This window comes from Pseudogulbenkiania ferrooxidans 2002 (genome assembly GCF_000174355.1).
In the GTDB taxonomy this organism is placed as follows: Bacteria; Pseudomonadota; Gammaproteobacteria; order Burkholderiales; family Chromobacteriaceae; genus Pseudogulbenkiania; species Pseudogulbenkiania ferrooxidans.
The window spans coordinates 205,665-229,913 of the sequence record NZ_ACIS01000003.1 but is presented as its reverse complement, the minus strand read 5'-3'; the positions used below and the strand labels follow the sequence as shown (position 1 = coordinate 229,913).

At 64.8% G+C, this 24,249-nt stretch carries 22 protein-coding genes; 14 read left to right on the top strand and 8 right to left on the bottom strand.

Annotation, left to right across the window (positions count from 1 at the left end; genetic code table 11):
- Positions 1-67: 67 nt before the first annotated feature.
- On the top strand, positions 68-808 hold the full coding sequence (locus FURADRAFT_RS06145) for a beta-ketoacyl-ACP reductase (protein ID WP_008953265.1): 741 nt from the start codon (positions 68-70) through the stop codon (positions 806-808).
- A gap of 76 nt (positions 809-884) precedes the next feature.
- Here FURADRAFT_RS06145 and cysB read toward each other — a convergent pair whose 3' ends face one another.
- On the bottom strand, positions 885-1,826 hold the full coding sequence (gene cysB / locus FURADRAFT_RS06140) for an HTH-type transcriptional regulator CysB (RefSeq protein WP_008953264.1): 942 nt from the start codon (positions 1,824-1,826) through the stop codon (positions 885-887).
- A gap of 120 nt (positions 1,827-1,946) precedes the next feature.
- On the opposite strand from cysB, the gene FURADRAFT_RS06135 reads away from it, so the two are divergent.
- The 8 genes from FURADRAFT_RS06135 (at position 1,947) to ispH (ending at position 11,167) form a co-directional block, all read left to right on the top strand.
- On the top strand, positions 1,947-2,654 hold the full coding sequence (locus FURADRAFT_RS06135) for a phosphoadenylyl-sulfate reductase (protein ID WP_008953263.1): 708 nt from the start codon (positions 1,947-1,949) through the stop codon (positions 2,652-2,654).
- 29 nt (positions 2,655-2,683) lie between these two features.
- On the top strand, positions 2,684-4,342 hold the full coding sequence (locus FURADRAFT_RS06130; protein ID WP_008953262.1) for a nitrite/sulfite reductase: 1,659 nt from the start codon (positions 2,684-2,686) through the stop codon (positions 4,340-4,342).
- Entirely contained in the window at positions 4,326-4,850 is a 525-nt protein-coding gene (locus FURADRAFT_RS06125) for a DUF934 domain-containing protein (protein WP_008953261.1), read from the top strand. Before FURADRAFT_RS06130 ends, FURADRAFT_RS06125 begins: the two co-directional genes overlap by 17 nt.
- A 229-nt stretch (positions 4,851-5,079) precedes the next feature.
- On the top strand, positions 5,080-5,736 hold the full coding sequence (locus FURADRAFT_RS06120) for an OmpA family protein (protein ID WP_008953260.1): 657 nt from the start codon (positions 5,080-5,082) through the stop codon (positions 5,734-5,736).
- 133 nt (positions 5,737-5,869) lie between these two features.
- Positions 5,870-6,805: a bifunctional riboflavin kinase/FAD synthetase gene (locus FURADRAFT_RS06115; protein ID WP_008953259.1), complete on the top strand. Its 936-nt coding sequence runs from the start codon at positions 5,870-5,872 to the stop codon at positions 6,803-6,805.
- Positions 6,802-9,585, top strand: a complete 2,784-nt coding sequence (ileS, locus tag FURADRAFT_RS06110; protein ID WP_008953258.1) for an isoleucine--tRNA ligase — start codon at positions 6,802-6,804, stop codon at positions 9,583-9,585. Before FURADRAFT_RS06115 ends, ileS begins: the two co-directional genes overlap by 4 nt.
- 10 nt (positions 9,586-9,595) lie before the next feature.
- Positions 9,596-10,081: a signal peptidase II gene (gene lspA / locus FURADRAFT_RS06105; protein ID WP_408003236.1), complete on the top strand. Its 486-nt coding sequence runs from the start codon at positions 9,596-9,598 to the stop codon at positions 10,079-10,081.
- 150 nt (positions 10,082-10,231) lie between these two features.
- A complete protein-coding gene (gene ispH / locus FURADRAFT_RS06100) occupies positions 10,232-11,167 on the top strand; it encodes a 4-hydroxy-3-methylbut-2-enyl diphosphate reductase (protein WP_008953256.1) in 936 nt (311 codons plus the stop codon).
- 45 nt (positions 11,168-11,212) lie between these two features.
- On the opposite strand, the gene FURADRAFT_RS06095 is transcribed toward ispH, so the two are convergent.
- Positions 11,213-12,004 carry a substrate-binding periplasmic protein gene (locus tag FURADRAFT_RS06095; RefSeq protein WP_008953255.1) on the bottom strand — a complete coding sequence of 264 codons (792 nt, stop codon included), beginning with the start codon at positions 12,002-12,004 and terminating at the stop codon, positions 11,213-11,215.
- A 171-nt stretch (positions 12,005-12,175) separates the two neighbouring features.
- Here FURADRAFT_RS06095 and htpG point away from each other — a divergent pair, with 171 nt between their 5' ends.
- The 4 genes from htpG (at position 12,176) to FURADRAFT_RS06075 (ending at position 15,925) form a co-directional block, all read left to right on the top strand.
- The gene (htpG, locus tag FURADRAFT_RS06090; protein WP_008953254.1) at positions 12,176-14,080 is read left to right on the top strand and encodes a molecular chaperone HtpG; all 1,905 of its coding nucleotides are present in this window, start codon (positions 12,176-12,178) and stop codon (positions 14,078-14,080) included.
- A gap of 287 nt (positions 14,081-14,367) precedes the next feature.
- Positions 14,368-14,748 (top strand): DUF2784 domain-containing protein, encoded by a 381-nt coding sequence (locus FURADRAFT_RS06085; RefSeq protein ID WP_008953253.1) that lies wholly within the window; start codon positions 14,368-14,370, stop codon positions 14,746-14,748.
- 59 nt (positions 14,749-14,807) lie between these two features.
- Positions 14,808-15,245, top strand: a complete 438-nt coding sequence (gene trxC / locus FURADRAFT_RS06080) for a thioredoxin TrxC (protein WP_008953252.1) — start codon at positions 14,808-14,810, stop codon at positions 15,243-15,245.
- 77 nt (positions 15,246-15,322) lie between these two features.
- Positions 15,323-15,925 carry a 3'-5' exonuclease gene (locus tag FURADRAFT_RS06075; protein ID WP_040652466.1) on the top strand — a complete coding sequence of 201 codons (603 nt, stop codon included), beginning with the start codon at positions 15,323-15,325 and terminating at the stop codon, positions 15,923-15,925.
- Positions 15,926-15,995: 70 nt separating this feature from the next.
- On the opposite strand, the gene FURADRAFT_RS06070 is transcribed toward FURADRAFT_RS06075, so the two are convergent.
- From FURADRAFT_RS06070 to FURADRAFT_RS06045, 6 genes are all read right to left on the bottom strand, one after another.
- Entirely contained in the window at positions 15,996-16,607 is a 612-nt protein-coding gene (locus FURADRAFT_RS06070; RefSeq protein WP_008953250.1) for a glutathione S-transferase, read from the bottom strand.
- A 98-nt stretch (positions 16,608-16,705) separates the two neighbouring features.
- A complete protein-coding gene (locus tag FURADRAFT_RS06065) occupies positions 16,706-17,413 on the bottom strand; it encodes an SIMPL domain-containing protein (RefSeq protein ID WP_008953249.1) in 708 nt (235 codons plus the stop codon).
- A 194-nt stretch (positions 17,414-17,607) separates the two neighbouring features.
- On the bottom strand, positions 17,608-18,402 hold the full coding sequence (locus tag FURADRAFT_RS06060; RefSeq protein ID WP_008953248.1) for an ABC transporter ATP-binding protein: 795 nt from the start codon (positions 18,400-18,402) through the stop codon (positions 17,608-17,610).
- A complete protein-coding gene (locus FURADRAFT_RS06055; protein ID WP_008953247.1) occupies positions 18,389-19,315 on the bottom strand; it encodes an ABC transporter permease in 927 nt (308 codons plus the stop codon). Before FURADRAFT_RS06055 ends, FURADRAFT_RS06060 begins: the two co-directional genes overlap by 14 nt.
- A gap of 100 nt (positions 19,316-19,415) precedes the next feature.
- On the bottom strand, positions 19,416-20,384 hold the full coding sequence (locus tag FURADRAFT_RS06050) for an ABC transporter substrate-binding protein (RefSeq protein WP_008953246.1): 969 nt from the start codon (positions 20,382-20,384) through the stop codon (positions 19,416-19,418).
- A gap of 342 nt (positions 20,385-20,726) precedes the next feature.
- A complete protein-coding gene (locus tag FURADRAFT_RS06045) occupies positions 20,727-22,892 on the bottom strand; it encodes a malate synthase G (RefSeq protein ID WP_008953245.1) in 2,166 nt (721 codons plus the stop codon).
- A gap of 194 nt (positions 22,893-23,086) precedes the next feature.
- Between FURADRAFT_RS06045 and FURADRAFT_RS06040 the strand changes: the two genes are divergently transcribed.
- Positions 23,087-23,983: a LysR family transcriptional regulator gene (locus tag FURADRAFT_RS06040; RefSeq protein ID WP_008953244.1), complete on the top strand. Its 897-nt coding sequence runs from the start codon at positions 23,087-23,089 to the stop codon at positions 23,981-23,983.
- The last annotated feature ends 266 nt before the right edge of the window (positions 23,984-24,249 follow it).

The following is a 24,249-nucleotide window of genomic DNA, read 5'->3' as shown; positions in this document are numbered from 1 at the left end:
GTGATGGTGGAGCCGACGTCCTGCCCAAGTTCGGGTTGCTAGTCTCACGTGTTATGAAGGGAATGCTATGCGTTTGCGAGGGAAAGTATCGATCATCACCGGTGCGGCCAGCGGCATCGGCAAGGCCACCGCCGAGAAGTTCGTCAAGGAGGGGGCCATCGTGGCGGTATGCGACTTGAACATCGACGCGGTCAATGCGGTGGTGGACGAGTTGAAGGCCGCCGGTGGCGAGGCGGTGGGTTATCAGGTGAACGTCACCAATCGGGGCCAGATCGCCGATATGGTGGGGGACCTGAAGGCGCGCTACGGCCGTATCGATGTGCTGGTGAACAATGCCGGCATCGTGATGGATGCGCAGCTGACGAAGATGACCGACGAGCAGTTCGACAAGGTCATCGACATCAATCTGAAGGGTGTCTACAACTGTGCCAAGGCCGTGGTCGACACCATGATCGAGCAGGGTGGCGGCGTGATTCTGAACGCGTCGTCGGTGGTGGGGGTGTACGGCAACTTCGGCCAGACCAACTACGCCGCGTCCAAGTTCGGCGTGATCGGCTTCGTCAAGACCTGGGCCAAGGAGCTCGGCAAGAAGGGCATTCGCGCCAACGCCGTGTGCCCGGGCTTCGTTGCCACGCCCATCCTGAAGTCCATGCCGGAAAAGGTGATCCAGGCGATGGAAGAGAAGGTGCCGATGCGGCGCATGGCCGAGCCGTCGGAAATCGCCAACGTCTACGCCTTCCTGGCGTCCGACGACGCCAGCTACATCAATGGCGCGGCGATCGAGGTGACGGGCGGCCTGACGCTCTGATCCGGTCTCTTACGGGGATCGTCCAAACGCCCCGCCAGCGCGATGCCGGCGGGGCGTTTTGTTTTTGCAGTTCGGCCTAGTCGTTGTCGTGTTCGCTGGCGAGCAGCGCCGCGTCGATCTCGCGGCGGTGCAGGTGGGGGGCGAACAGTTCGATGAAGGTATAGGCGAAGCCGCGCAGATAGGCGTCGCGGCGGATGCCGATCTTGGTCACGGACGGTTCGAACAGATGGCTGGCATCGATGGCGGTCAGCGCCAAATCCCGCTCCGGTTCGTAGGCCATGCTGGCGATGATGCCGACCCCGAGACCCAGCGAGACGTAGGTCTTGATCACGTCGGTGTCGATCGCGGTGAGCACCACGGTGGGGGTCAGGCCGGCGTCGGTGAACGCCTGGTTGATCTTGGAGCGACCGGCAAAGGCGAAGTCGTAGGTAATGATAGGATGGCGGGCGATGTCGGCCAGGGTGAGGGGGCGGTCCAGCTGGCTCAGTTCGTGGCCCTTGGGCACCACCACGCAGCGGTTCCACTCGTAGCAGGGCAGCATCGCCAGCTCTTTGTAGAGTGAGATGCCTTCGGTGGCGATGGCGAGATCGGCTTCGCCGGAGAGCACCATGTCGCAAATCTGCGTCGGACTGCCTTGCTTGATCGACAGGCGCACCTTGGGGCAGCGCTTGAGAAATTCGGCGATGGTGTGGGGCAGAGCGTAGCGCGCCTGGGTATGGGTGGTGGCGATGGTCAGTGCGCCTTCCGATTCGCGCGAGAATTCGTCGCCGACACGCTTGAGGTTCTGGGCTTCGCGCAGGATGCGCTCGGCGATGCGCAGCACTTCCTTGCCGGGTTCGGACACCGATACCACGCGCTTGCCGTTGCGGATGAAAACCTGGATGCCAAGCTCGTCTTCCAGCAGGCGAATCTGCTTGGAGATGCCGGGTTGCGAGGTGTGCAGTTTCTCGGCCGCTTCGGACACGTTCAGCCCCTGCTTGGCGACTTCGACCAGATAACGTAGCTGTTGCAGCTTCATGATGGACATCCGCGTTAAAACCAGAAGTAATTAAATACTAACACATTAGTCTTTTAGGAATATAAGGATGTTCGTTAGCATGGCAAAAGTTTACGTTCAGGTTTCTATGGAGTGCGTTTGATGACCCTTGAGGCAAAGCTGGCCCAGACCGAGGCCCTGCTGCAGGAAATCGCCCGCGATCATGCACCGGCGGTGCTGGCCAACAGTTTCGGCGCCGAGGACATGGTGCTGACCGATCTGATCGCCAAGCTCCAGCTGCCGATCGGCATTTTCAGTCTGGATACCGGCCGTCTGCCGGCCGAGACCTATACCCTGATGCAGCAGGTGCATGAGCGCTATCCGGCCAACCCGGTGCAGGTCTATTTCCCCAACACCGCGGCGGTCGAGTCCTTCGTCAACGAATCCGGCATCAACGCTTTCTACGACAGCGTGGAGAACCGCAAGTCCTGTTGCCATATCCGCAAGATCGAGCCGCTCAAGCGTGCCCTGACCGGGCAGAAGGCGTGGATCACCGGCCTGCGCCGCGAGCAGTCGCCGACGCGTCAGGACCTGGGCGACCGCGAGTTCGACGCCGCCAACGGCCTGATGAAATTCAATCCGCTGATCGAGTGGAGCGAAAAGGACGTGTGGGCGTATGTCCGCGAAAACCAGGTGCCGTACAATGAGCTGCACGACCGCCATTACCCGTCGATCGGCTGTGCCCCGTGTACCCGGGCCATCTCCGTCGGCGAAGACATCCGTGCCGGACGCTGGTGGTGGGAGAACCCCGAGAACAAGGAATGCGGCTTGCACGTGAAGCAGTCCGCCGTTTCCATCATCAAGCGCTGAACGGCCTAGAGACAGAGTAAAGCCACACCATGTACCGTTACGACGAAGTCGATTACCGCATTGTTCGCGAGCGCGTTGAGCAGTTTCGCGACCAGACACGCCGCTTTTTGGCGGGCGAGCTTTCCGAGGACGAGTTCCGCCCCCTGCGGCTGATGAACGGCCTCTACATCCAGCGCCACGCGCCGATGTTCCGCATCGCCATTCCCTATGGTCACCTGGCGAGCCGCCAGCTGCGCAGGCTGGCGCACATCGCCCGCACTTACGACAAGGGCTACGGCCACTTCACCACGCGCCAGAACATGCAGTTCAACTGGCCGGCGCTGGAGCGCGTGCCCGACATCCTGTCGGAACTGGCGGACGTCGAGATGCACTCCATCCAGACCTCCGGCAACTGCGTACGCAACACCACCACCGATGCCTTCGCCGGCGTGGCCGCCGACGAGCTGATCGATCCGCGCCCCTATTGCGAAATCATCCGCCAGTGGAGCACGCTGCATCCGGAATTCGCCTTCCTGCCGCGCAAGTTCAAGATCGCGGTGTCGGGGTCGGTCGACGATCGCGCCGCGACCCTGGTGCACGATGTCGGCCTGCACGTGGTACGGGCGGCTGACGGCGAAATCGGCTTCAAGGTGATCGTCGGCGGCGGCCTCGGCCGTACTCCGATTGTGGGCGAGGTGATCCGCGAGTTTTTGCCGACCCGTCACATCCTTACCTATCTCGATGCCATCCTGCGGGTCTACAACCGCTATGGTCGTCGCGACAACAAGTTCAAGGCGCGTATCAAGATCTTGGTCAAGGCGCTCACCCCGCAGGGCTTTGCCGCCAAGGTCGAGGACGAGTGGCTGCACCTGAAGGATGGAGCGGCCACGCTGCGTGACGAGGATGTAGCCCATTACGCCAGCTTCTTCGGTGCGCCGGCCTACGAAACGCTGTCCCCCAACCCGGAAGCTTTTACCGCCAAGTTGGCCGAAGACCGCGCCTTTGCCCGCTGGGTGGAGCAGAATACCCGCACCCATCGCCAGCCGGGCTATCGCTCGGTGGTGCTGTCCCTGAAGAAGACCGGCGTGCCGCCGGGCGACATCACCGCGGAACAGATGGAAGCGGTGGCAGATTGGTCGGAGCGTTTCGGCTTCGGCGAGGTACGCGTGGCGCACGAGCAGAACGTGATCCTGCCGGACATCAAGGAGAGCGATCTTTACGAAGTATGGCAGCTGGCGCGCAGCCAGGGTTTTGCCACGCCGAATATCGGCCTCTTGACCGACATCATCTGCTGCCCGGGGGGTGACTTCTGTTCGCTCGCCAACGCCCGCTCCATTCCGGTGGCGGAGGCGATCCAGCGCAAGTTCGACGACCTCGATTATCTGCACGATCTGGGCGAGATCGACTGCAACTTCTCCGGTTGCATGAACGCCTGTGGCCATCATCACATCGGTAACATCGGTATTCTCGGCGTCGACAAGAACGGCGAGGAGTGGTACCAGATTACGCTGGGCGGCAGCCAGGGCAACCATACCGCCATCGGCAAGGTGATCGGGCCGTCCTTTGCCCAGGCTGACGTGCCGCTGGCCTTCGAAAAGATCATGAACCTGTATGTGGAGCAGCGCCAGGATGGCGAGCGCTTTATCGAAACCGTGCGCCGCATCGGCCTCGAACCGTTCAAGGAGCGCGTTTATGCGAAGCATCATTAAAGATGGTCAGGTGGTGACCGACAGCTGGGCGGTTCTGCGTCCGGACGAGAACGGGAAACTGCCCGAGGTGGCCCCCGAGCGCGATGTGATCGTGCCGTTCTCCGCCTGGAAGGCCGAGCCCTCGGCGTGGCAAAACCGCGCTGGGCAAGTGGCGGTATGGCTGGCACCGGACGATGAGCCGGGCGAGCTCGCCGGGCACCTGACTTCCTTCCCGCTGTTGGCGGTTGACTTCCCGGCGTTCACCGATGGCCGTGGTTACAGCATCGGCCGACTGCTGCGCGAGCGTTACCACTACCGGGGCGAGCTGCGCGCACTGGGGGACGTATGGCAGGACCTGGTGCATTATTTGTGGCAGGTCGGCTTCAACAGCTTCGAGATCAAGGAAGGCAAAGCACTGGAAGATGCGTTGAAGGGCTTTGGAACCTTTAGCGAGCGTTATCACTCTACTTGGCGCGAGCCAGAACCACTGTTTCGCCGACGCAACACCAATCACAAAAGTGTTGCGTAGTTGAAACAAAAAACCGGTGCAAGGTGTACGAATAACAACATTTTTGTGCCGGCTTGGTATTTTGGCGTCACCCGCATTATTGACAGGTCATGACCGGATTTCTATAGTGCGGTTTGAATGCATAAACACAGCTTTGGCAATCTTCCTGTTGTTTTGTAGTTTGCAGTAAGCTGATAGGCGCCATTGCGCTTCGTCGCACCAAGATGCGTATTGTTAAAGAGGGAATAACATGAACAAGCAGTTGAAACTGAGCGCGTTGGTTGCCGCTCTGCTGGTGTCCGCCAGTGCTTTCGCCGCCAAACCGGGCTACACCGCCGATCAAGCTACCGACGCGGTAACCCGCAACAGCTACGGCGAGTGCTGGAAGAACACCTACTTCGACAAGGCCACCGAAGGTCTGGTCGAGTGCGGTGACAAGGAAGCCGCCAAGCCAGCCCCGACTCCGGTAGCCGAAGCGCCGAAACCGGCCATGGTTGCTGTGAAAGAAAAAGTGACCCTGTCCGCCAAGGTTCTGTTCGACTTCAACAAGACCAACCTGCGCGCCGACGCCAAGAACGAACTGGATCCGCTGGTTAGCCGTCTGAAGGGCGACGCCAACCTGAAGTCGGTCGAAGTCGACGGCCACACCGACTACCTGGGTTCGGAAAAGTACAACCAGGCCCTGTCGCAGAAGCGTGCCGATGCCGTGAAGAACTACTTCGTGGCAGCTGGCGTGCCGGCCGAGAAGGTGACCGCTGTCGGCAAGGGCGAGAGCGAAGCCAAGCTGACCGACGAGTGCAAGGCCAAGAAGTTCAAGAAGAAAGCCGCTCTGCAGGCTTGCCTGGAAGGTGACCGCCGCGTCGAGCTGACCATCGACACCTTCAAGGAATCCGTGATCCAGAAGTAATTCTGGCCGGATCTCCCGCACGAAAAGCCCTGCCGAGCAGGGCTTTTTGTTTTAGCGGCAGCGCGGCGGAATGGCTGGACGCTCGGCATTGTCGACCGCTACAATCGGAAGTTTTCGGAATGCAGAACGGGTGATGCAGGTATTCCTTGGAGATCCTCGCCGTTTTGGCCTGCCGGCCTGCGCACTGACCATCGGTAATTTCGATGGCGTGCATATGGGGCACCAGAACATGCTGGCCCGCTTGCGCGCGGAAGCGGATGCCCGTGATTTGCCGGCAGCCTTACTGACGTTCGAGCCTCATCCGCGCGAGTTCTTCGCCCGGAGCCAGCCGCCTGCCCGCTTGTCCACGCTGCGCGACAAGGTGCTGTTCCTGCGCCAGCTCGGCTTGATCGATTACCTGTTCGTCTACCGCTTCAACCACGGCTTTTCGCGCATGGCAGCGCAGGATTTCGTCGGGCAGGTGCTGGTCGAGCAACTGCAGGCCCGTTATCTGCTGATCGGCGACGATTTCCAGTTCGGTGCCGACCGCAAGGGGGACTTCCAGCTCCTGTCCGCCTGCCCCGGCTTTGTCACCGAGGCGATGCCGTCGGTGCTGGTGCAGGGCGAGCGTGCCTCGAGCACCCGGGTGCGGGAGTGCCTGGCGGGCGGTGATCTGGCCGCCGCCGAGCGCCTGCTCGGCCGGCCCTACCAGCTGTCCGGGCGTGTCATGCACGGCAAGAAACTGGGCCGCACCATCGGCTTTCCCACCGCCAACGTCCATCTGCCGCACCGCAAGCCGGCGCTGCAGGGGGTGTTCGTGGTCGAGGTGGACACGCCGGACGGGCGCAAGGGCGGGGTGGCGAGCCTGGGGCTCAACCCCACCGTCAGCACCACGCCGGACTACAAGCTGGAAGTGCACCTGTTCGATTATGCCGGCGACCTCTACGGCCGGCGCCTGAGTGTGCGTTTTCTGAAGAAATTGCGCGATGAAGAGCGCTACGACAATTTGACTGAACTGGTAGCCCAGATCGAACACGATGCTGCCAGTGCCAAAACCTATTTGACCAGTTTGCAGCGAGAGCAGGCATGAGTATCGATTACCGCAAGACCGTCAACCTTTTGGATACGCCGTTCCCTATGCGCGGGGATCTGGCAAAGCGCGAGCCGGGTTGGCTCAAGCGCTGGAGCGAGCAGAAACGCTACGACAAGCTGAGAAAGCTCGCCGCCGGGCGGCCCAAGTTCATCCTGCACGACGGCCCGCCGTACGCCAACGGCGACATCCATATCGGCCATGCGGTCAACAAGGTGCTCAAGGACATCATCGTCCGCTCCAAGACGCTGGCCGGCTTCGACGCCCCCTACGTGCCGGGCTGGGACTGCCACGGCTTGCCGATCGAACTGATGGTGGAGAAGCTGCACGGCAAGAATATCCCCGCCGCCAAGTTCCGCGAGCTGTGCCGCGAGTACGCGCACGAGCAGATCGCGCGCCAGAAGAAGGATTTCATCCGCCTGGGTGTGCTGGGCGACTGGGACAACCCTTACCTGACGATGGATTTCAAGACCGAGGCGGACATCGTGCGCACCCTCGGCAAGATCTACGAGAACGGCTACCTGTTCAAGGGCGAGAAGCCGGTGCACTGGTGCATCGAGTGCGGCTCGGCGCTGGCTGAGGCCGAGGTGGAGTACGAGGACAGGACCTCGCCGGCGATCGACGTCGGCTTCAAGGTGCTGGACGGTGCGCGCCTGGCGGAAGCCTTCGGTCTTTCGGCCAACGTGGACAACGCGCTGGCCGTGATCTGGACCACCACGCCGTGGACGCTGCCGGCCAACCAGGCGGTGGCGGTCAACGCCGCGTTGACCTATCAGCTGTTCGATACGCCGCTGGGCAAGCTGGTGCTGGTGAAGGAACTGGCACCGGCCGCGCTCAAGCGCTACGGCTGCGAAGAGGCGCCGCTCTTGGCCGAAACCGTCGGCGAGCAGCTGGAAGGGCTGCTGCTGCAGCATCCGTTCTACGAGCGCGTGGTGCCGATCGTCTGCGGCGATCACGTCACCACCGACGCCGGTACCGGCCTGGTGCACACCGCGCCGGCGCACGGCCTGGAAGACTTCCAGGTGGGCCTGGCCTACGAGCTGCCGGTGGAAAACCCGGTGATGGACGATGGCCGCTATGCCTCGACGACGCCGCTGTTCGCCGGGTTGTCGGTGTGGGAGGCCAATCCCAAGGTGATCGAAACGCTGGCCGAGCAGGGCACGCTGCTGCATCACACCAAGCTGGCACACAGCTATCCGCACTGCTGGCGTCACAAGACGCCGATCATCTTCCGCGCCACGGCGCAGTGGTTCATCGGCATGGACAAGCAGGGCCACGGCGGCGAAGTGTTGCGCGAACGCGCCCGTCACGCCGTCGACGCCACCGAGTTCTTCCCGGGCTGGGGCCGCGCCCGTCTCGAGGCGATGATCGGCAATCGCCCCGACTGGTGCGTGTCGCGCCAGCGCAACTGGGGTGTGCCGATGACCTTCTTCGTGCACAAGGAAAGCGGTGAGTTGCACCCGCGTTCGGCTCAGCTCTTGGAAGAAGTGGCGCTGCGCATCGAGCAGCAGGGCATCGAGGCGTGGTTCAGCCTGGAGGCCAAGGACTTGCTGGGCGACGAGGCCGAACAGTACAAGAAACTGTCTGATACCCTGGACGTGTGGTTCGATTCCGGCTCCACCCATTTCGCGGTGCTGAAGCAGCGCCCGGAACTGGCATGGCCGGCCGACCTCTACCTGGAAGGCTCCGACCAGCACCGCGGCTGGTTCCAGTCGTCGCTGCTGACCGGCTGCGCCACCATCGGCCGCGCCCCGTACCAGCAATTGCTGACCCACGGTTTCGTGGTGGACGGCAAGGGCCTGAAGATGTCCAAGTCCAAGGGCAACGTGGTGGCACCGCAGAAGGTCAACGACAGCCTCGGCGCCGACATCCTGCGCCTGTGGGTGGCGTCGACCGACTACTCCGGCGAGCTGGCGATTTCGGACGAAATCCTCAAGCGCGTCACCGAGAGCTACCGCCGCCTGCGCAACACGCTGCGCTTCCTGCTGGCCAACCTGTCCGACTTCGACCCGCTGGACAACGCGGTGCCGTTCTCCGATTTGCTGGAAATCGACCAGTACGCCATCCTGATGGCGAAGGAGCTGCAGGAGAAGGTGACCGGCGAGCTGTACACCCGTTACGCCTTCCACCACGCGGTGCAGGAGATCGTCGGTTACTGCTCGGAAGATCTCGGCGCCTTCTACCTGGACGTGCTGAAGGACCGCCTGTACACCACCCAGGCCGACAGCCGCGCCCGCCGTTCGGCGCAGACCGCGCTCTACCACATCACGCGCAGCCTGCTGCTGTTGATCGCGCCGATCCTGTGCTTCACCGCCGACGAGGCGTGGGAGGTGCTGACCAAGAGCGAGGAAGAGAGCACGCTGTTCCACCTCTGGCACGAGTTCCCGCTGCCGGAGGTCGAGCAGGAAGCGGCGCTGGTGGCGAAATGGAACGTGCTGCGCACCTTCCGCGCCACGGTGAACAAGGACATCGAGGCGCTGCGTGCCGAGGACAAGCTGGGCTCCTCGCTGCAGGCCGAGCTGGACATCGAGGCCGACGCCGAGCTCTATCCGCTGCTGGCGTCGCTGGGCGACAGCCTGAAGTTCGTGCTGATCGTGTCGCGCGCCACGGTGCGCGAGGCCGAGCAGACGCGTGTGGTGGTGACGCCGTCGGAGCACGCCAAGTGCGAGCGCTGCTGGCACTACCGTGACGACGTCGGAGCCCACGCCGGCCACGACAACGTGTGCGGCCGCTGCGTGGACAATATCGACGGCAAGGGTGAGGCGCGTGTTCATGCCTGATAGCGCAGCTCTGGCCGCCGGCCGCAAGGGCTATCTGAAGTGGTTCGCGCTGGCGCTGCTGGTGATCGTGCTCGACCAACTGAGCAAGGTGTACTTCAACAGCCAGTATCAGTTCGGCGAGGTGCGTGAGGTCGTCCCCGGCTTCTTCGGCTTCACCCTGCTGTACAACCCGGGTGCGGCGTTCAGCTTCCTGGCCGGCGCCGGCGGCTGGCAGAAGCTCGTGTTCACGCTGCTGGCTTTCGCCGTGTCCGGCTGGCTGGGCTGGAACATCGTTCAGGGGCGTTTCAGTTGCCGTATGAACCTGGCCGCCGCCTTCATCATGGGCGGGGCGCTGGGCAACGTGATCGACCGGCTGATTCATGGCCACGTGATCGATTTCATCCTGGTGCACTACTACAACGCCTGGTACTACCCGGCGTTCAACCTGGCCGATTCGTTCATTTGTGTCGGTGCCGGGCTGATGGTGCTGGACGGCCTGAAAAAGCCGTCACGGTGATGGCCGGGTTGGCCGAAGGCCGCCTGCGCCGGCACCCGGGCCGATCTGTACACGGGACAGCGGAAGGGCGATGCCTGGGCCTCGCGGCCCGAGCTGACGAGGTCAGCTGCGCCCTCCCGACCAAATTATGCTGCTGATAAGGATTAACCGATGACGAAGACCATCATGCTCGCCAACCCGCGCGGTTTCTGCGCCGGGGTGGATCGCGCCATCGCCATCGTCGAGCGCGCGCTGGAACTCTACGGCGCGCCGATCTACGTGCGTCACGAGGTGGTGCACAACCGTTTCGTGGTGGACAACCTGCGCGACAAGGGCGCGATCTTCATCGAAGACCTGGCGGACGTGCCGCGCGGCGCCACGCTGGTGTATTCGGCGCATGGCGTGCCGCTGTCGGTGCGCCAGGAGGCCGAGGAGCGCGGACTGACGGTGTACGATGCCACCTGTCCGCTGGTGACCAAGGTGCACGTCGAGGTCAAGCGCATGCACCAGGCCGGCATGGAAATCATCATGATCGGTCACGCCGGCCACCCCGAGGTGGAGGGCACCATGGGCCAGGTGGACGGTGACATGTACCTGGTGGAAAGCGTCGCCGACGTGGCGACGCTGGCGGTGAAGAACCCCGACAAGCTGGCCTACGTCAGCCAGACCACGCTGTCGGTGGACGAGACGCGCGACATCATCGCCGCGCTGCGCGTGCGCTTCCCGGCCATCGCCAACCCGAAGAAGGACGATATCTGCTACGCCACGCAGAACCGCCAGGATGCGGTGAAGGTGTTGGCCGAACAGTGCGATCTGGTGATCGTGGTAGGCTCGCCCAACAGCTCCAACTCCAATCGCTTGCGCGAGGTGGCGGCGCTAAAGGGGGTAGAGGCGTACATGGTCGACAACGCCACGCTGCTGGAGCCGCAGTGGTTCGAGGGCAAGAGCCGTGTCGGCGTCACCGCCGGCGCCTCGGCGCCCGAGGTGCTGGTGCAGGCCGTGATCACCCGCATCCGCGAACTGGGGGCCGACAGCGTGACCGAACTCGACGGCGTCGAGGAGACCACGACCTTTGCCCTGCCGCCGGGGCTGCGCGCCGCTTCCTGAACGCGTTGCCCGCGCGCTCCCTCGCGAACAAAAACGCCCTGCTGGTCAGGGCGTTTTGCTTGTCTCGGCGCTGTCGACCGCGCCGGCGTAGTGCAGCCACTCTGTCAGGGTGCGGCCGGTATGACGGCGGTAGAGGCGGTCGATCTCGCCCTGTTGCTTCATGCGGGCGAGTACCGCATCCAGCGTCTTCGGCAGCTCCGGGTGGCGCGCCGCCAGCACGGCGTACACCGGCTGGCGCGCGACCACCGGATGCAGCGGGCGCAGCGGTAGCCGCAGCGTGGCGTTGCTCTGTTCGAACGCCAGCAGGTCGAGGAACACCGCGTCGACGCGCTTGCGGGCGATCAGGCGGTAGGCCTGAGTCGGGTCGGTGGCCGGCCAGGCGCGGGCCTGGATGAAGGCCTGCAGCGGTTCGGGGTAAAGGTAGCCGGTGATCAGCGCGAGGCGGGCCTGTTCGAAGTCGGCGAGACCCTGGTACTGCGCGAGCGACGAGTCCTGGCGCACGATGGCGGCGATCTGCCAGTACTCGGTGGCCTCGTGCGCCTGCGGCAGGCCGGGCAGCTCGTTGTCGAGCACGAACAGCTTCATGTCGACCAGCCCTTGCTTGAGCTGTTCCGAGCAGCGGTTGTACTGCATTTCCTTGAACGCCACCGTGGGGATGCCCGCCTGACGCAGCGCCTGGCGATAGATATCGATGCTGGGGCCGACCGCTTGGCCGGTCCTGCTCAGTTGGGCGTAGGGGGGCCACTCTTCGAAACAGACGGTGAAGGTGCCGGCAGCATGGCTGCTGGCCGTGGCCAACGCTAGCCAACACCAGAGGAAGGAGAGGAGTCTGCGCATGGGTTCCGCTCAGTGGTTTTGTGTGTGCCGGGGCGTGCCCGTATCCCCGCGGCGAGGCGGAGCCGGCCGTCCGGACAGCTTCAACAGCATACACGATGCCTGCCGGCACTTGAAATAGCGCCTTATGCCTCTACTTCCCCCACATTCCGTCAACAACTGTGAAACGACACCATGAGCGCACAGAAAGAAACCCTGGGCTTTCAGACCGAAGTCAAACAGCTTCTGCACCTGATGATCCACTCCTTGTATTCGAACAAGGAAATCTTCCTGCGTGAACTCATCTCCAACGCCTCGGACGCGTCCGACAAGCTGCGCTTCGAGGCGATTGCCAAGCCTGAGCTGCTGGAAGATGACGCCGAGCTGAAGATTCGCGTGAGCCTGGACAAGGAAGCCCGCACCGTCACCATCACCGACAACGGTATCGGCATGAGCCGCGCCGAGGTGATCGAGCACATCGGCACCATCGCCAAGTCTGGCACCAAGGCCTTCTTCGAGTCGCTCACCGGCGACGACAAGAAGGATGCCAACCTGATCGGCCAGTTCGGCGTCGGTTTCTACTCGGCCTTCATCGTCGCCGACAGGGTGACGCTGACCACGCGCCGTGCCGGCGCGCCGAGCGGTGAGGCGGTGCGCTGGGAGTCCGAGGGGCACGGCGAGTACACCCTTGAGCCGGTGGAGAAGGCCGCGCGCGGCACCGAGATCGTGCTGCACCTGAAGGAAGGCGAGGACGAGTTCCTCAACGACTGGTCGATCAAGCGCATCGTGCGCACCTACTCCGACCACATCTCGATTCCGATCCAGATGAAGAAAGGGGCGAGCTTCGACGAGGACGGCAAGGAAGTGGTGTCGGACGAGTGGGAAAGCGTCAACGCCGCTTCGGCGCTGTGGACCCGCGCCAAGAACGACATCAGCGACGAGCAGTACCGCGAGTTCTACAAGCACACCGCGCACGATTTCACCGACCCACTGGCGTGGAGCCACGCCCGCGTCGAGGGCCGCCAGGAGTACACCGAGCTGTTGTACATCCCGTCGCGCGCGCCGTTCGACCTGTACGAGCGCGAGCGCAAGCAGGGCGTCAAGCTGTACGTGCGCCGCGTGTTCATCATGGAGGACACCGAGAAGCTGATGCCGCACTACCTGCGCTTCGTGCGTGGGGTGATCGACAGCAACGATCTGCCGTTGAACGTCAGCCGTGAAATCCTGCAGCAGAGCAAGGACATCGACGCCATCCGCGCCGGCTGCGTGAAGAAGGTGCTGGCGCTGCTGGAAGACCTCGCCGCCAACGACGTCGAGAAGTACGCCACGTTCTGGCAGGAGTTCGGCCAGGTGCTGAAGGAGGGCGTCGGCGAGGACTTCGCCAACAAGGAGCGCATCGCCAAGCTGCTGCGCTTTACCTCGACCCTGAGCGAGGGCGACACGCCGACGGTGTCGCTGGCCGACTACGTGGCGCGCATGAAGGAAGGCCAGGAGAAAATCTACTTCATCACCGCCGAGACGCTGGCGGCTGCCCGCAACAGCCCGCACCTCGAGGTGTTCAAGAAGAAGGGCGTCGAAGTGCTGCTGTTGACCGACCGCGTCGACGAGTGGGTGAGCGCCTCGCTGCACGAGTTCGACGGCAAGCCGCTGCAGTCGGTGGCCAAGGGCGCGCTCGATCTGGGCAAGCTGGAGGACGAACAGGACAAGGCGGCGCAGCAGCAGGCCGAAGAGGCCGCCAAGCCGGTGCTTGAGCGCATCAAGAGCGCGCTGGCCGAGCGTGTGCAGGACGTGCGCGCCACCGCGCGCCTGACCGACAGCCCGGCCTGCCTGGTGGTGGGCGAGCACGACATGAGCGCGCACCTCGAGCGCCTGCTCAAGGCCGCCGGCCAGAGCGTGCCGCAGGCGGCCAAGCCGACGCTGGAGATCAACCCGGAGCATGTGCTGGTGAAACGTCTGGCCGAAGAGCAGGACGAGGGCCGTGCCAGCGATCTCGCCCAGGTGCTGTACGACCAGGCGCTGCTGGCCGAAGGCGGCAAGCTGGACGACCCGGCCAGCTTCGTCAAGCGCATCAACAAGCTGCTGCTGGAACTGTCGGTCTGATCCCGGGCTTCGGCCAACGTTGGCCGAAGGCGCCACCGCCGCAACCGCTCTCCCGTCACCGGGAGGGCGGTTTTTACATGGGAGCCTGGCAGGCGTCGCCATCCTGGGCTAGTTAGAGAGGGCGAGCCCGGGGCGTTGCCGGGCGGGGAGAAGGGAATGCGGCTGGCTGTGGCACGGAATGGGACGGTGGCCTGCGCGCCGCGTGGGCGGCTCAGGAGTCCCCGGTCGTGCGCTGGTGGGCCTGGCTGGGGTAGGCCTTGCCGGCACGATGGCGGCGGGGCGCCGACGTGATCTACCGCCTGCTGGCCGACGCCGTGCTGCTGCTGCACCTGGGGTTCATCGTGTTTGCGCTGCTGGGCGGCTTGCTGGCGTGCCGGCGGCGCGGATGGCTGTGGTGGCACCTGCCGGCCGCCGCATGGGCGATGGCGATCGAACTGAGCGGCGGAATCTGCCCGCTGACGCCGCTGGAAAACCGCTTGCGTGCGCTGGGCGGGGCGGCCGGCTACCATGGCGGTTTTATCGAGCACTACCTGCTGGCGCTGATCTATCCCGAGGCGCTGACCCGTGCGCTCCAGCTGGTGTTGGCCGGGCTGGTGCTGGCGGTCAATCTGGCGGTGTACGGTTACGTCATCCGGCGCTGGCGCCAGGGCACTCCGCCCGGCGGCTAGGCCGGGTCGCCGCGGTGTGGTGTTGATGTGGTGTGGTTTTGATGAAGGAGTGATGCGAAATGCAATTGGTCTGCCCGTCCTGCGGTGCCCGCAACCGCGTTCCCGACGAACGTCTGCTGGAGTTGCCCAAGTGCGGCAAGTGCGCCGGCGCGCTGCTCGCCGCTGCGCCGCTGGCCTTGTCCGACGCCGCCCTGCCGGGGTTTCTCGCCGGCACCGAGCTGCCGGTGCTGGTGGACTTCTGGGCCGGCTGGTGCGGGCCGTGCCAGATGATGGCGCCGCAGTTCGCCGCCGCCGCCAAGGCGCGGCCGACGCTGCGTTGCGTCAAGGTCGACACCGAGCAGGCGCCACAGGCGTCGCGGCACTACCAGATCCGCAGCATCCCGACTCTGATCCTGTTCTGGCAGGGGCGCGAGCTGGCGCGTCACAGCGGCGTAATGCAGGCCGCCGAGCTGCTGCAGTGGGCCGAACGCCAGCTGCTGGCGGCGGGCGTGCGCTGAGCGCGGCGCTGGTGTTCCGCGCCGGTGCCGCGTACACTCGCCCGGCCTTCATTACCCGCGCGGGTACCCGTCTTCCCATGACCGCAGAACAACACTTGTCCAAGGACGATATCCGTACCCTCCCGAGCTATCCGGGGCTGGCGCCGACGGCGGTGAGCGTGGTGGCGAACGAGACCGAGATGGAAGCGGCGTATCACCAGCTCAGCGTGTGCCGCGTGCTCGGCTTCGATACCGAATCGCGCCCGACCTTCCACAAGGGCGAGACCTCGAGCGGGCCGCACCTGGTACAGCTGGCCACCGCCACGCACGCCTACCTGTTCCCGGTGGAGCGCCTCGCCGACCTGACGCGGCTGCGGATGATTCTGGAGTCGCCGGCGATCCGCAAGGTCGGTTTCGAGCTGGGCTCCGACGTGCAGCGGCTCCGCGCCAAGCTGGGCATCGAGTGCGCGGCGCTGGTGGACATCGGGCGGCTGTTCCGCCAGCCGGGCGAGCACCGTACCGTGGGCGCGGTGCAGGCGGTGGCGCGCCTGTTCGGCCAGTGTTTCCGCAAGTCGAAGCGCCAGTCGACCTCGAACTGGGCGAGCCCGGTGCTGAGCGAGGCGCAGTGCGTGTACGCCGGCAACGACGCCTATGTGGCGCTGCAGGTATACCACGAGCTGGAGCGACAGGGGCGGGTCTAGGGCCGCAAAAAGGGGCAGCAAAAAGCCGGGGAAAACCCCGGCTTTTGTTTGTCTGGTGTGCCGCGCCGGTTCAGGCCGTCGGCGGTACGGTGTCGACGAAGGACTGGCGTGCCGACAAACGCTGGTAGTAGTCGGCAAGGGTGGGGTGGCTGGCGCGCCAGTCCAGCGTGGCGAAGCGGAAGTCCAGGTAGCCCAGGCAGCAGCCGACCGCGATGTCGGCCAGGCTGTAGCCTTCGCCGTTGCACCACGGGCGTTCGCCCAGATCGTGCGCCAGCGCTGCCAGGCCGCGCTCGACTTTCTGCTGCTGGTGCGCCATCGCTTCCTCGCTCTGTTTCTCCGGCGGGCGGCGCCGTTCCATGACGATGGCGACGGCCGCGTCGCAGATGCCGTCGGCCAGCGCTTCCCAGCGCCGGGTGGCGATGAACGAGCGGTTGTCCTGCGGCAAGAGGCGCGACACTGGCGAGATGTTGTCGAGGTACTCCACGATCACGCGCGAGTCGTACAGCGTGTTGCCGTCGTCCAGCTCCAGCACTGGCACCTTGCCGAGCGGATTGTAGCGGGCAACTTGCGAGTCGGCCTCCCAAGGCTGGTCGATCAGGATCGGGCAGTCGATTTTCTTTTCAGCGAGCACGATCCGCACTTTGCGGGCGTAGGGACTGGTGAGTGACGCGATCAGTTTCATGGCATGAACAGGGTGCTTGGTCGTGGGGGAGCCGGTCGACGTCGACCGGCGGGTAAGCAGGCTTACTTTAACGTATCGGCGGGCCGCCTCAAAGCGCTTTAGCGGAGTTCCAGCTGGCCGTTGACCTGCAGTTGCAACTGGCTGCGGCCGGGCTGCCATTCGGCCGGGGCGACTTCGGCGTCGGCGGCCATGGCCAGCGTCTTGCTGCGCATCAACAGCGGCACCGGTGGCGGCATCTGGTTGCCGATGGTGAGCTGGTGCATGTTGAGGGTGTTCTTGCCCAGCGCCTTGGCCGCGATCTGCGCCTGCTCCATCAGCGCGGCGATCGCTTCCGGAATCATGGCCTTTTCCGCGGCATGACGGGCGTCGTCGGACACCACGAACTGCACGCCTTCCAGCAGCATGTAGCCCTGCAGCTTGGCGATCAGCTCGCTGCCTTGCGCCATGTCGCGGGTTTTCAGCTTCAGTTCGGCACGACCCTGCCAGCCGTCGATCTTGCCGCTCTTGTTGTAGGCGGGCCAGCTGTTGTAGCTGCCGCTGCTGACTTCGACGTTCTTGTAGCCGCGCGCGTCGCTCTGGGCGCGGTTGATGAGCTGGTTGAGGCGGTTGGCCAGCGTTCCCGGCTGCGGCTGGCGGTCCTGCACGTACAGCGTGGCGATCATCTGGTCGTTGGCGATCTCGCGCTGGGTGCTGGCCGACAGGTTCAGCACGGTGGCGGCCGGGTCGGCCCGTTCGGCGGCCGGCGCCAGCGGGGCCAGCAGGAACAAGGGGGCGGCCAGGCTCAACAGGGTGGTGAGGCGGGTCATGGGGGCTCCTGTCTTGGGAAGGCGGGTAATGACAGTATCGCTCAGCGGCGCGGCACTGTCGTGACAAGAGACTATGACGATGGCGGGCGCGATGAGTTCAGTACGGCGCCAACTGTGTCGGCCAACCCGATGCGCTCAGCCGCGCGCGAAAAGCTTCGGCCAACCTGCAAAGGTTGGCCGAAGGAGACGGGGGATCAGCCCAACAGCAGCGCGTCGTCGGCGATCGCTTCGCCGCGGGTGCGTTCGAACATCGCCAGCAGGTCGGGCACGTCCATGCGGGCGCGCTCCTCGCCGGACACGTCCAGCACCACCCGGCCCTGGTGCAGCATCACGGTGCGGTCGCCGTGATCCAGCGCCTGGCGCATCGAGTGCGTCACCATCATCGCGGTCAGCTGGTTCTCGCGCACGATCTGGTCGGTCAGCTCCAGCACGAAGGCGGCGGTCTTGGGATCGAGCGCCGCGGTGTGCTCGTCGAGCAGCAGGATCTGCGACGGCCGCAGCGACGCCATCAGCAGGCTCACCGCCTGGCGCTGACCGCCGGAGAGCAGGCCCATGCGGTCGGACAGGCGGTTTTCCAGACCGAGCTTGAGCGTGGCGAGCTTGTCGCGGAACAGGCTGCGCAGCGAGGCATTCAGGGCGCCTTTCAGGCCGCGACTTTCACCTCGTTGCCAGGCGATCGCCAGGTTCTCCTCGATGCTCAGCGCCTCGCAGGTGCCGGCCATCGGGTCCTGGAACACGCGGGCCACCAGCCCGGCGCGCTGCGAGGCGTTGAGACGGGTGACGTCGCGCCCGGCGATCTCGATGCTGCCCTGGTCGACGATCAGGTCGCCGCTGATGGCGTTGAGGAAGGTCGACTTGCCGGCGCCGTTGGAGCCGATCACGGTGACGAACTGGCCCTGGGGGATGTCCAGCGAGGCCCCGCGCAGCGCCGGGTTCTCGATCGGGGTGCCGGGGTTGAAGGTCTTGTAGAGGCCGTTAGCGCGCATCATGAGCAGTGCTCCCCTTGGTGGCAGCCGAGCGTTTGGCGGCGAATTTGCGTTTGAGCGACGGCAGCACCAGTGCGAAACCGACCAGCAGGGCGGTGATCAGGTTGAGGTCCTGCGCCTGCAGGCCGATGAAGTCGGCGTTGAGCGCCAGCGCGATGAACAGGCGGTACACCAGGGCGCCGAGCACGGCGGCCAGCGTCGCCACCATGATGGTGCGGCCCGGGATCAGCGTCTCGCCGATGATCACCGCAGCCAGCCCCACCACGATGGTGCCGATGCCCATCGAAATGTCGGCGCCGCCCTGGGTCTGCACATAGAGTGCGCCGGCCAGCGCGATCAGGGCATTGGAGATGGCCATGCCCAGCAGCACCATGCGGTCGGTGGCGACGCCCTGCGCACGCGCCATGCGGGCGTTGGCGCCGGTGGCGCGCATCGCCAGGCCGGACTGGGAGGCGAAGAAGGCGTCCAGTGCCAGCTTGGCGATCACCACGATCACGGCCAGCACCAGGGGCTGGATCAGGTATTGCGAGTCGGGCGCCCGGGCGATGAACGGGCTGAACACGGTGTCGGCGCCGATCAGCGGCATGTTGGGTGCGCCCATGATGCGCAGGTTGACCGAGTAGAGCGCGATCATCACCAGGATACTGGCCAACAGCTGCAGGATGTTCAGCCGCACGTTGAGCCAGGCGGTGATCAGGCCGGCCACGGCACCCGCCGCGGTGCCGGCCAGCGTGGCCAGCCAGGGGTCATGGCCGCCGGCGATCAGGGTGGCGGCGACGGCGCCGCCCAGCGGGAAGCTGCCGTCGGCGGTCAGGTCGGGGAAATTCAGAATGCGGAAGGAAATCAGCACACCCAGCGCCACCAGCGCGAAGATCAGGCCGATTTCCGTGGCGCCCAGCAAGGCGATCAGGGACATGAAACAACACCTCGTGAAACGTTCGCTCCCCGGGCCGGGCTTGTGGCCCGACCCGGGGAGAGGGAGCAGACTTCGGGTTGGCCGAAGTCACAAGACTGGCTTACTTGATGACTTCTTTGGCGGTTTTGACCAGCTCGGGCGACAGCTTCAGGCCCTGCTTCTCGGCCGCGGCCGGGTTGACCACCAGATTGAGCTTGGTTCCGACTTCCGGTGCGATCGCGCCCGGCTTCTCGCCCTTCAGGATCCGCACCACCAGTTTGCCGGTCTGGCGGCCCATGTCGTAGTAGTTCTGGCCGAGCGCGGCGACGGCGCCACGCTTCACCGTGTCGGTATCGGCGGCCACCAGCGGCAGCTTGCTGTCGACGGCGACCTTATACAGCGACTCGTAGGCCGACACCACGTTGTTGTCGGTGGTGGTGTAGATCACGTCGACCTTGCCGACCAGGCTCTTGGCGGCGGACGGCACGTCCACGGTGCGGGCGGCGGACGCCTCCACCAGCGACATGCCCTGCTTGGCGAGTTCGGCCTTCAGTTCCTTGGCGACGATGGTCGAGTTCACCTCGCCCGGGCTGTACACCATGCCGACGTGTTTCACGCCCGGCTTCACTTTCTTGATCAGCTCGATCTGCGGGGCCAGCGGCAGTGCATCGGAGACGCCGGTAATGTTGGTGCCAGATGGCTTCCAGTCCTTCACCAGCTTGGCGGCAACCGGATCGGTCACGGCGGAGAACACCACCGGGATCGACTTGGTCGAGGCGGCCAATGCCTGGGCGCTCGGGGTGGCAATGCCGACGATCACGTCCGGGGTGTCGCCGATGAACTTGCGGGCGATCTGCGCGGCGGTGGCGGTGTTGCCCTGGGCGCTCTGGAACTGGTACTTCAGGTTCTTGCCCTGAATAAAGCCGGCGGCCTTGAGCTCGTCCTCGATGCCTTTGCGGGCGGCGTCGAGCGCCGGGTGTTCGACGATGGCGGTGACCGCCACCGATTTCATCTCGGCAGCCAGCAGCGGGGCGGACAGGGCCGTGGCGACGGCGGCCAGCAGCAGGGTGCGGGGGAACAGCGACTTCATGGAGACTCCTTGTGCGGTATCGGGCCGAAACCGGGACTCATGTTGCGGCATCGTGGCAATTTTATGGCAAAGCACAAAAAAAATTTGCCGTACGCGCGCAATGAAATGTCTGAGTTTCTGTTGTTATTGTCAGAATATTGTCGGTTTTGCCGTGGGGCGGGAGTGAGGCTGCGTCCGGGGGGCGTGCCGTGGTGAATCATGGCAAAGTATTTTGTCTACAGTATTGTCTTTTCTTAGACAAAACCGCTGTCAGAGAAGTATTGGCCAGGTGAAAGGAAGCGAAAAAGCGGCCCTGACGGGCCGCTTTGCATTGAGGAAGAGGACGCTCTTTCGCCTCGGTTCTTACAGCGCGTGCGCCTTCTCCACCTGGCGCCAGTGGTGCAGCAGCGGCTCGGTGTAGCCGGACGGCTGGGCGCAGCCCTGGAACACCAGGTCGCAGGCGGCCTTGAAGGCGATCGAGGTGTCGAACGCCGGGGCCATCGGCTGGTAGGCCGGATCGCCGGCGTTCTGGCCGTCCACCACGGCGGCCATGCGCTGCAGCGTTTCCTTCACCTGCGCCTCGGTGACGATGCCGTGGCGCAGCCAGTTGGCGATGTGCTGGCTGGAAATGCGCAGCGTGGCGCGGTCTTCCATCAGGCCGATGTTGTGGATGTCCGGTACCTTGGAGCAGCCCACGCCCTGGTCGATCCAGCGCACCACGTAGCCCAGGATGCCCTGCGCGTTGTTGTCGAGCTCCTGCTGGATGTCTTCGGCCGACCAGTTCGGATTGGCCGCCACCGGGATGGTCAGGAGGTCGTCCTGCACGTCGAGGTACTGGTCTTCCAGCGCCTTCTGCACCTCCTGCACGTCGACCTGGTGGTAGTGCAGCGCATGCAGCACGGCGGCGGTGGGGGACGGAACCCAGGCGGTGTTGGCGCCGGCTTTCGGGTGGCCGATCTTCTGCTTCAGCATCTCGGCCATCAGGTCCGGCATCGCCCACATGCCCTTGCCGATCTGGGCGTGGCCGCGCAGGCCGCAGTCGAGGCCGACCTGGACGTTGTTGCGCTCGTAGGCGGCGATCCACTTCGAGGTCTTCATGTCGCCCTTGCGGATCATCGGGCCGGCTTCCATCGAGGTGTGCATCTCGTCGCCGGTGCGGTCGAGGAAGCCGGTGTTGATGAAGGCCACGCGATGGCGGGCGGCGGCGATGCAGGCCTTGAGGTTGACGCTGGTGCGGCGTTCCTCGTCCATGATTCCGAGCTTGACGGTGTACTGCGGCAGGCCGAGCAGCTGTTCCACCTTGCCGAACAGCTCGTCGGCGAAGGCGACTTCGTCCGGGCCGTGCATCTTCGGTTTGACGATATAGATCGAGCCGGCGCGCGAGTTGCCGCGGCGCTGCTGATCGTGCAGTGCGATCAGCGTGGTCACCACGGCGTCCATGATGCCTTCCGGCACTTCGTGGCCGTCGCCGTCGAGGATGGCCGGGTTGGTCATCAGGTGGCCGACGTTGCGCACGAACATCAGGCTGCGGCCGTGCAGCGTCAGCGTGCTGCCGTCGGCGGCGGTATAGCGGCGGTCCGGGTTGAGGGCGCGGGTGAAGGTCTTGCCGCCCTTGCTCACTTCTTCGGTCAGCGTGCCCTGCATCAGGCCGAGCCAGTTGCGGTACACCACGACCTTGTCGTCGGCGTCGACTGCGGCGACCGAGTCCTCGCAGTCCATGATGGTGGTGATGGCGGCTTCCATCACGATGTCCTTGACCCCGGCGCCGTCCTGGGCGCCGATCGGGCTGCTCTTGTCGATCTGGATCTCGAAGTGCAGGCCATTCTGCTTGAGCAGCACCGAGGTCGGCGCGGCTGCGTCGCCGTTGTAGCCGAGGAACAGCTCCGGCTGCTTGAGCGAGCTGGTGCGGCCGTCCTGCAGCTCGACCTGCAACTGGCCGCCGGCCACGCGGTAGGCCGCGGCCTGGTGGTGCGAACCGGTTTCCAGTGGCGCGCTGGCGTCGAGGAAGTCACGGCCGAAGGCGATCACCTTGGCGCCGCGCACCGGGTTGTAGCCGCCGCTGCGGCTGGCGCCATCGTCCTCGGCGATGGCATCGGTGCCGTACAGCGCGTCGTACAGGCTGCCCCAGCGCGCGTTGGCGGCGTTCAGGGCGTAGCGCGCGTTCATCACCGGCACCACCAGCTGCGGGCCGGCCTGCTCGGCGATTTCGCTGTCGATGTTGCTGGTGCTGATGCGGCCGTCGGCCGGCACCGGCTTCAGGTAGCCGATGGAGGTGAGGAACGCCTTGTAGGCGGCCATGTCCGCGATCGGGCCCGGATGCTGGCGGTGCCAGGTATCGATTTCGCTCTGCTGGCGGTCGCGCTCGGCGAGTAGGGAGCGGTTCTTCGGCGCCAGTTCGTGCACCAGGACATCGAAACCGGACCAGAACGCGGCGGAGCCGATGCCGCTACCCGGCAGGACTTCCTGTTCGATGAAGGCGTGGAGGACGGTGGCAACCTGCAGTCGATGGCAAGGGGTTCGTTGGGTCATGACGTTACTCTCTCTCGTTTCCGTTGGGGCTGGTCCCCGATCAACCGGCCTGGGTTTTTCGTGGCGACACCAGGGGAATATTCCCTCTTAATTTGGCATAAATGGTATCGCGATGCGCTGGGATCAGTTTAGTGATGTTTATGTGACAAAAAAAGACCTAAGATGCCATAGCATCTTTTACTTTTTGTGAGCTAATGGACACGTTCAAGCAACTCGAAACCCTGGTCGCGGTGGTGGCTCACGGCAGCCTGTCGGCGGCGGCGCGCATCGAGGGGGTGGTGCCGGCCGTGATCGGCCGCCGTCTGGATGCCCTGGAGGAGCGCCTCGGCGCCAAGCTGCTGGTGCGCACCACGCGCAGCGTCACGCTGACGCAGGAGGGCAGCGCCTTTTACGAGGAAAGCCTGCGCATCCTGGCCGAGTTGGCCGAAGCCGAGGCGGCGGTGGCGTCCGGCAGCGCGCGGGCGCGTGGTCACCTGCGGGTAAGTGCCCCGGCCGGTTTCGGCCGCCGTCACGTCGCCCCGCATGCCGCCAGTTTTCAGCAGCTGCACCCGGACGTGAAGGTGACGCTCGACCTGTCGGACCGCCTGGTCGACCTGGTGCGCGACCGCGTCGACTGCGCCATCCGGATTTCGGACCTCTCCGACTCCAGCCTGGTGGCGATCCGCCTGGCCGAAAACTATCGCGTGGTGGTGGCCGCGCCGAGCTACCTGGCGCGCCACGGCACTCCGCGCACGCTGGACGACCTGACGCAGCACAACTGCCTGTCGCTGGGCGAGAGTCAGAGCCGCGGCTGGACCTTCACCCGCGACGGCGAGCCGGTCAATCTCAAGGTCTCCGGCACGCTGGAATGCAACGACGGCGCGGTGCTGCACGATTGGGCGCTGCAGGGGTACGGGCTCACCTGGCGCTCGTTGTGGGAGGTCAAGGACGATCTCTCCGAAGGGCGGCTGGTGACGGTGCTGGACAGCTTTTCCTCGCCGGATTACCCCGTGTACGCCATGGTGCCGCAACGCAAGTTCCTGCCGCTGCGGGTGCGCCACTTCATCGACCATCTCAAGGCCTGTTACGCCGCGCCGGGCTACTGGGGTTGAGCGCGGCGCTGCTCATGGTCGGCATGCCCGCTACGCCGCTCGTGGCGCCGACCTGGCGGTGTTTGGTGGTAGGGCATTCGGCTGCTCGCGGCGTCGTTCGCTGCGGCATGTGGCGGCCTAGCCGACACCTTCGCCTTGTGGCGGAATAAGGTGTGAAATTGCGCTGGATCAATGGATCGGGGCGCAGTGTTTCCGATAGAGGGCGAAGGCTGCTATTTTGCGCGCCTGTTTGCCGGATTGCCGCAGCCTGGGCCGTGGCGGCTATG

Bases quoted from the DNA above. Each gene is read 5' to 3' on its own strand.
- FURADRAFT_RS06070 (WP_008953250.1), bottom strand. From the start codon at position 16,607: ATGAAACTGATCGCGTCACTCACCAGTCCCTACGCCCGCAAAGTGCGG.
- FURADRAFT_RS06075 (WP_040652466.1), top strand. From the start codon at position 15,323: ATGACCGCAGAACAACACTTGTCCAAGGACGATATCCGTACCCTCCCG.
- FURADRAFT_RS06050 (WP_008953246.1), bottom strand. From the start codon at position 20,384: ATGAAGTCGCTGTTCCCCCGCACCCTGCTGCTGGCCGCCGTCGCCACG.
- ileS (WP_008953258.1), top strand. From the start codon at position 6,802: ATGAGTATCGATTACCGCAAGACCGTCAACCTTTTGGATACGCCGTTC.
- ispH (WP_008953256.1), top strand. From the start codon at position 10,232: ATGACGAAGACCATCATGCTCGCCAACCCGCGCGGTTTCTGCGCCGGG.
- FURADRAFT_RS06095 (WP_008953255.1), bottom strand. From the start codon at position 12,004: ATGCGCAGACTCCTCTCCTTCCTCTGGTGTTGGCTAGCGTTGGCCACG.
- FURADRAFT_RS06115 (WP_008953259.1), top strand. From the start codon at position 5,870: ATGCAGGTATTCCTTGGAGATCCTCGCCGTTTTGGCCTGCCGGCCTGC.
- FURADRAFT_RS06120 (WP_008953260.1), top strand. From the start codon at position 5,080: ATGAACAAGCAGTTGAAACTGAGCGCGTTGGTTGCCGCTCTGCTGGTG.
- FURADRAFT_RS06065 (WP_008953249.1), bottom strand. From the start codon at position 17,413: ATGACCCGCCTCACCACCCTGTTGAGCCTGGCCGCCCCCTTGTTCCTG.
- FURADRAFT_RS06040 (WP_008953244.1), top strand. From the start codon at position 23,087: ATGGACACGTTCAAGCAACTCGAAACCCTGGTCGCGGTGGTGGCTCAC.
- FURADRAFT_RS06045 (WP_008953245.1), bottom strand. From the start codon at position 22,892: ATGACCCAACGAACCCCTTGCCATCGACTGCAGGTTGCCACCGTCCTC.
- htpG (WP_008953254.1), top strand. From the start codon at position 12,176: ATGAGCGCACAGAAAGAAACCCTGGGCTTTCAGACCGAAGTCAAACAG.
- FURADRAFT_RS06125 (WP_008953261.1), top strand. From the start codon at position 4,326: ATGCGAAGCATCATTAAAGATGGTCAGGTGGTGACCGACAGCTGGGCG.
- cysB (WP_008953264.1), bottom strand. From the start codon at position 1,826: ATGAAGCTGCAACAGCTACGTTATCTGGTCGAAGTCGCCAAGCAGGGG.
- trxC (WP_008953252.1), top strand. From the start codon at position 14,808: ATGCAATTGGTCTGCCCGTCCTGCGGTGCCCGCAACCGCGTTCCCGAC.
- FURADRAFT_RS06135 (WP_008953263.1), top strand. From the start codon at position 1,947: ATGACCCTTGAGGCAAAGCTGGCCCAGACCGAGGCCCTGCTGCAGGAA.
- FURADRAFT_RS06055 (WP_008953247.1), bottom strand. From the start codon at position 19,315: ATGTCCCTGATCGCCTTGCTGGGCGCCACGGAAATCGGCCTGATCTTC.
- FURADRAFT_RS06130 (WP_008953262.1), top strand. From the start codon at position 2,684: ATGTACCGTTACGACGAAGTCGATTACCGCATTGTTCGCGAGCGCGTT.
- FURADRAFT_RS06145 (WP_008953265.1), top strand. From the start codon at position 68: ATGCGTTTGCGAGGGAAAGTATCGATCATCACCGGTGCGGCCAGCGGC.
- FURADRAFT_RS06060 (WP_008953248.1), bottom strand. From the start codon at position 18,402: ATGATGCGCGCTAACGGCCTCTACAAGACCTTCAACCCCGGCACCCCG.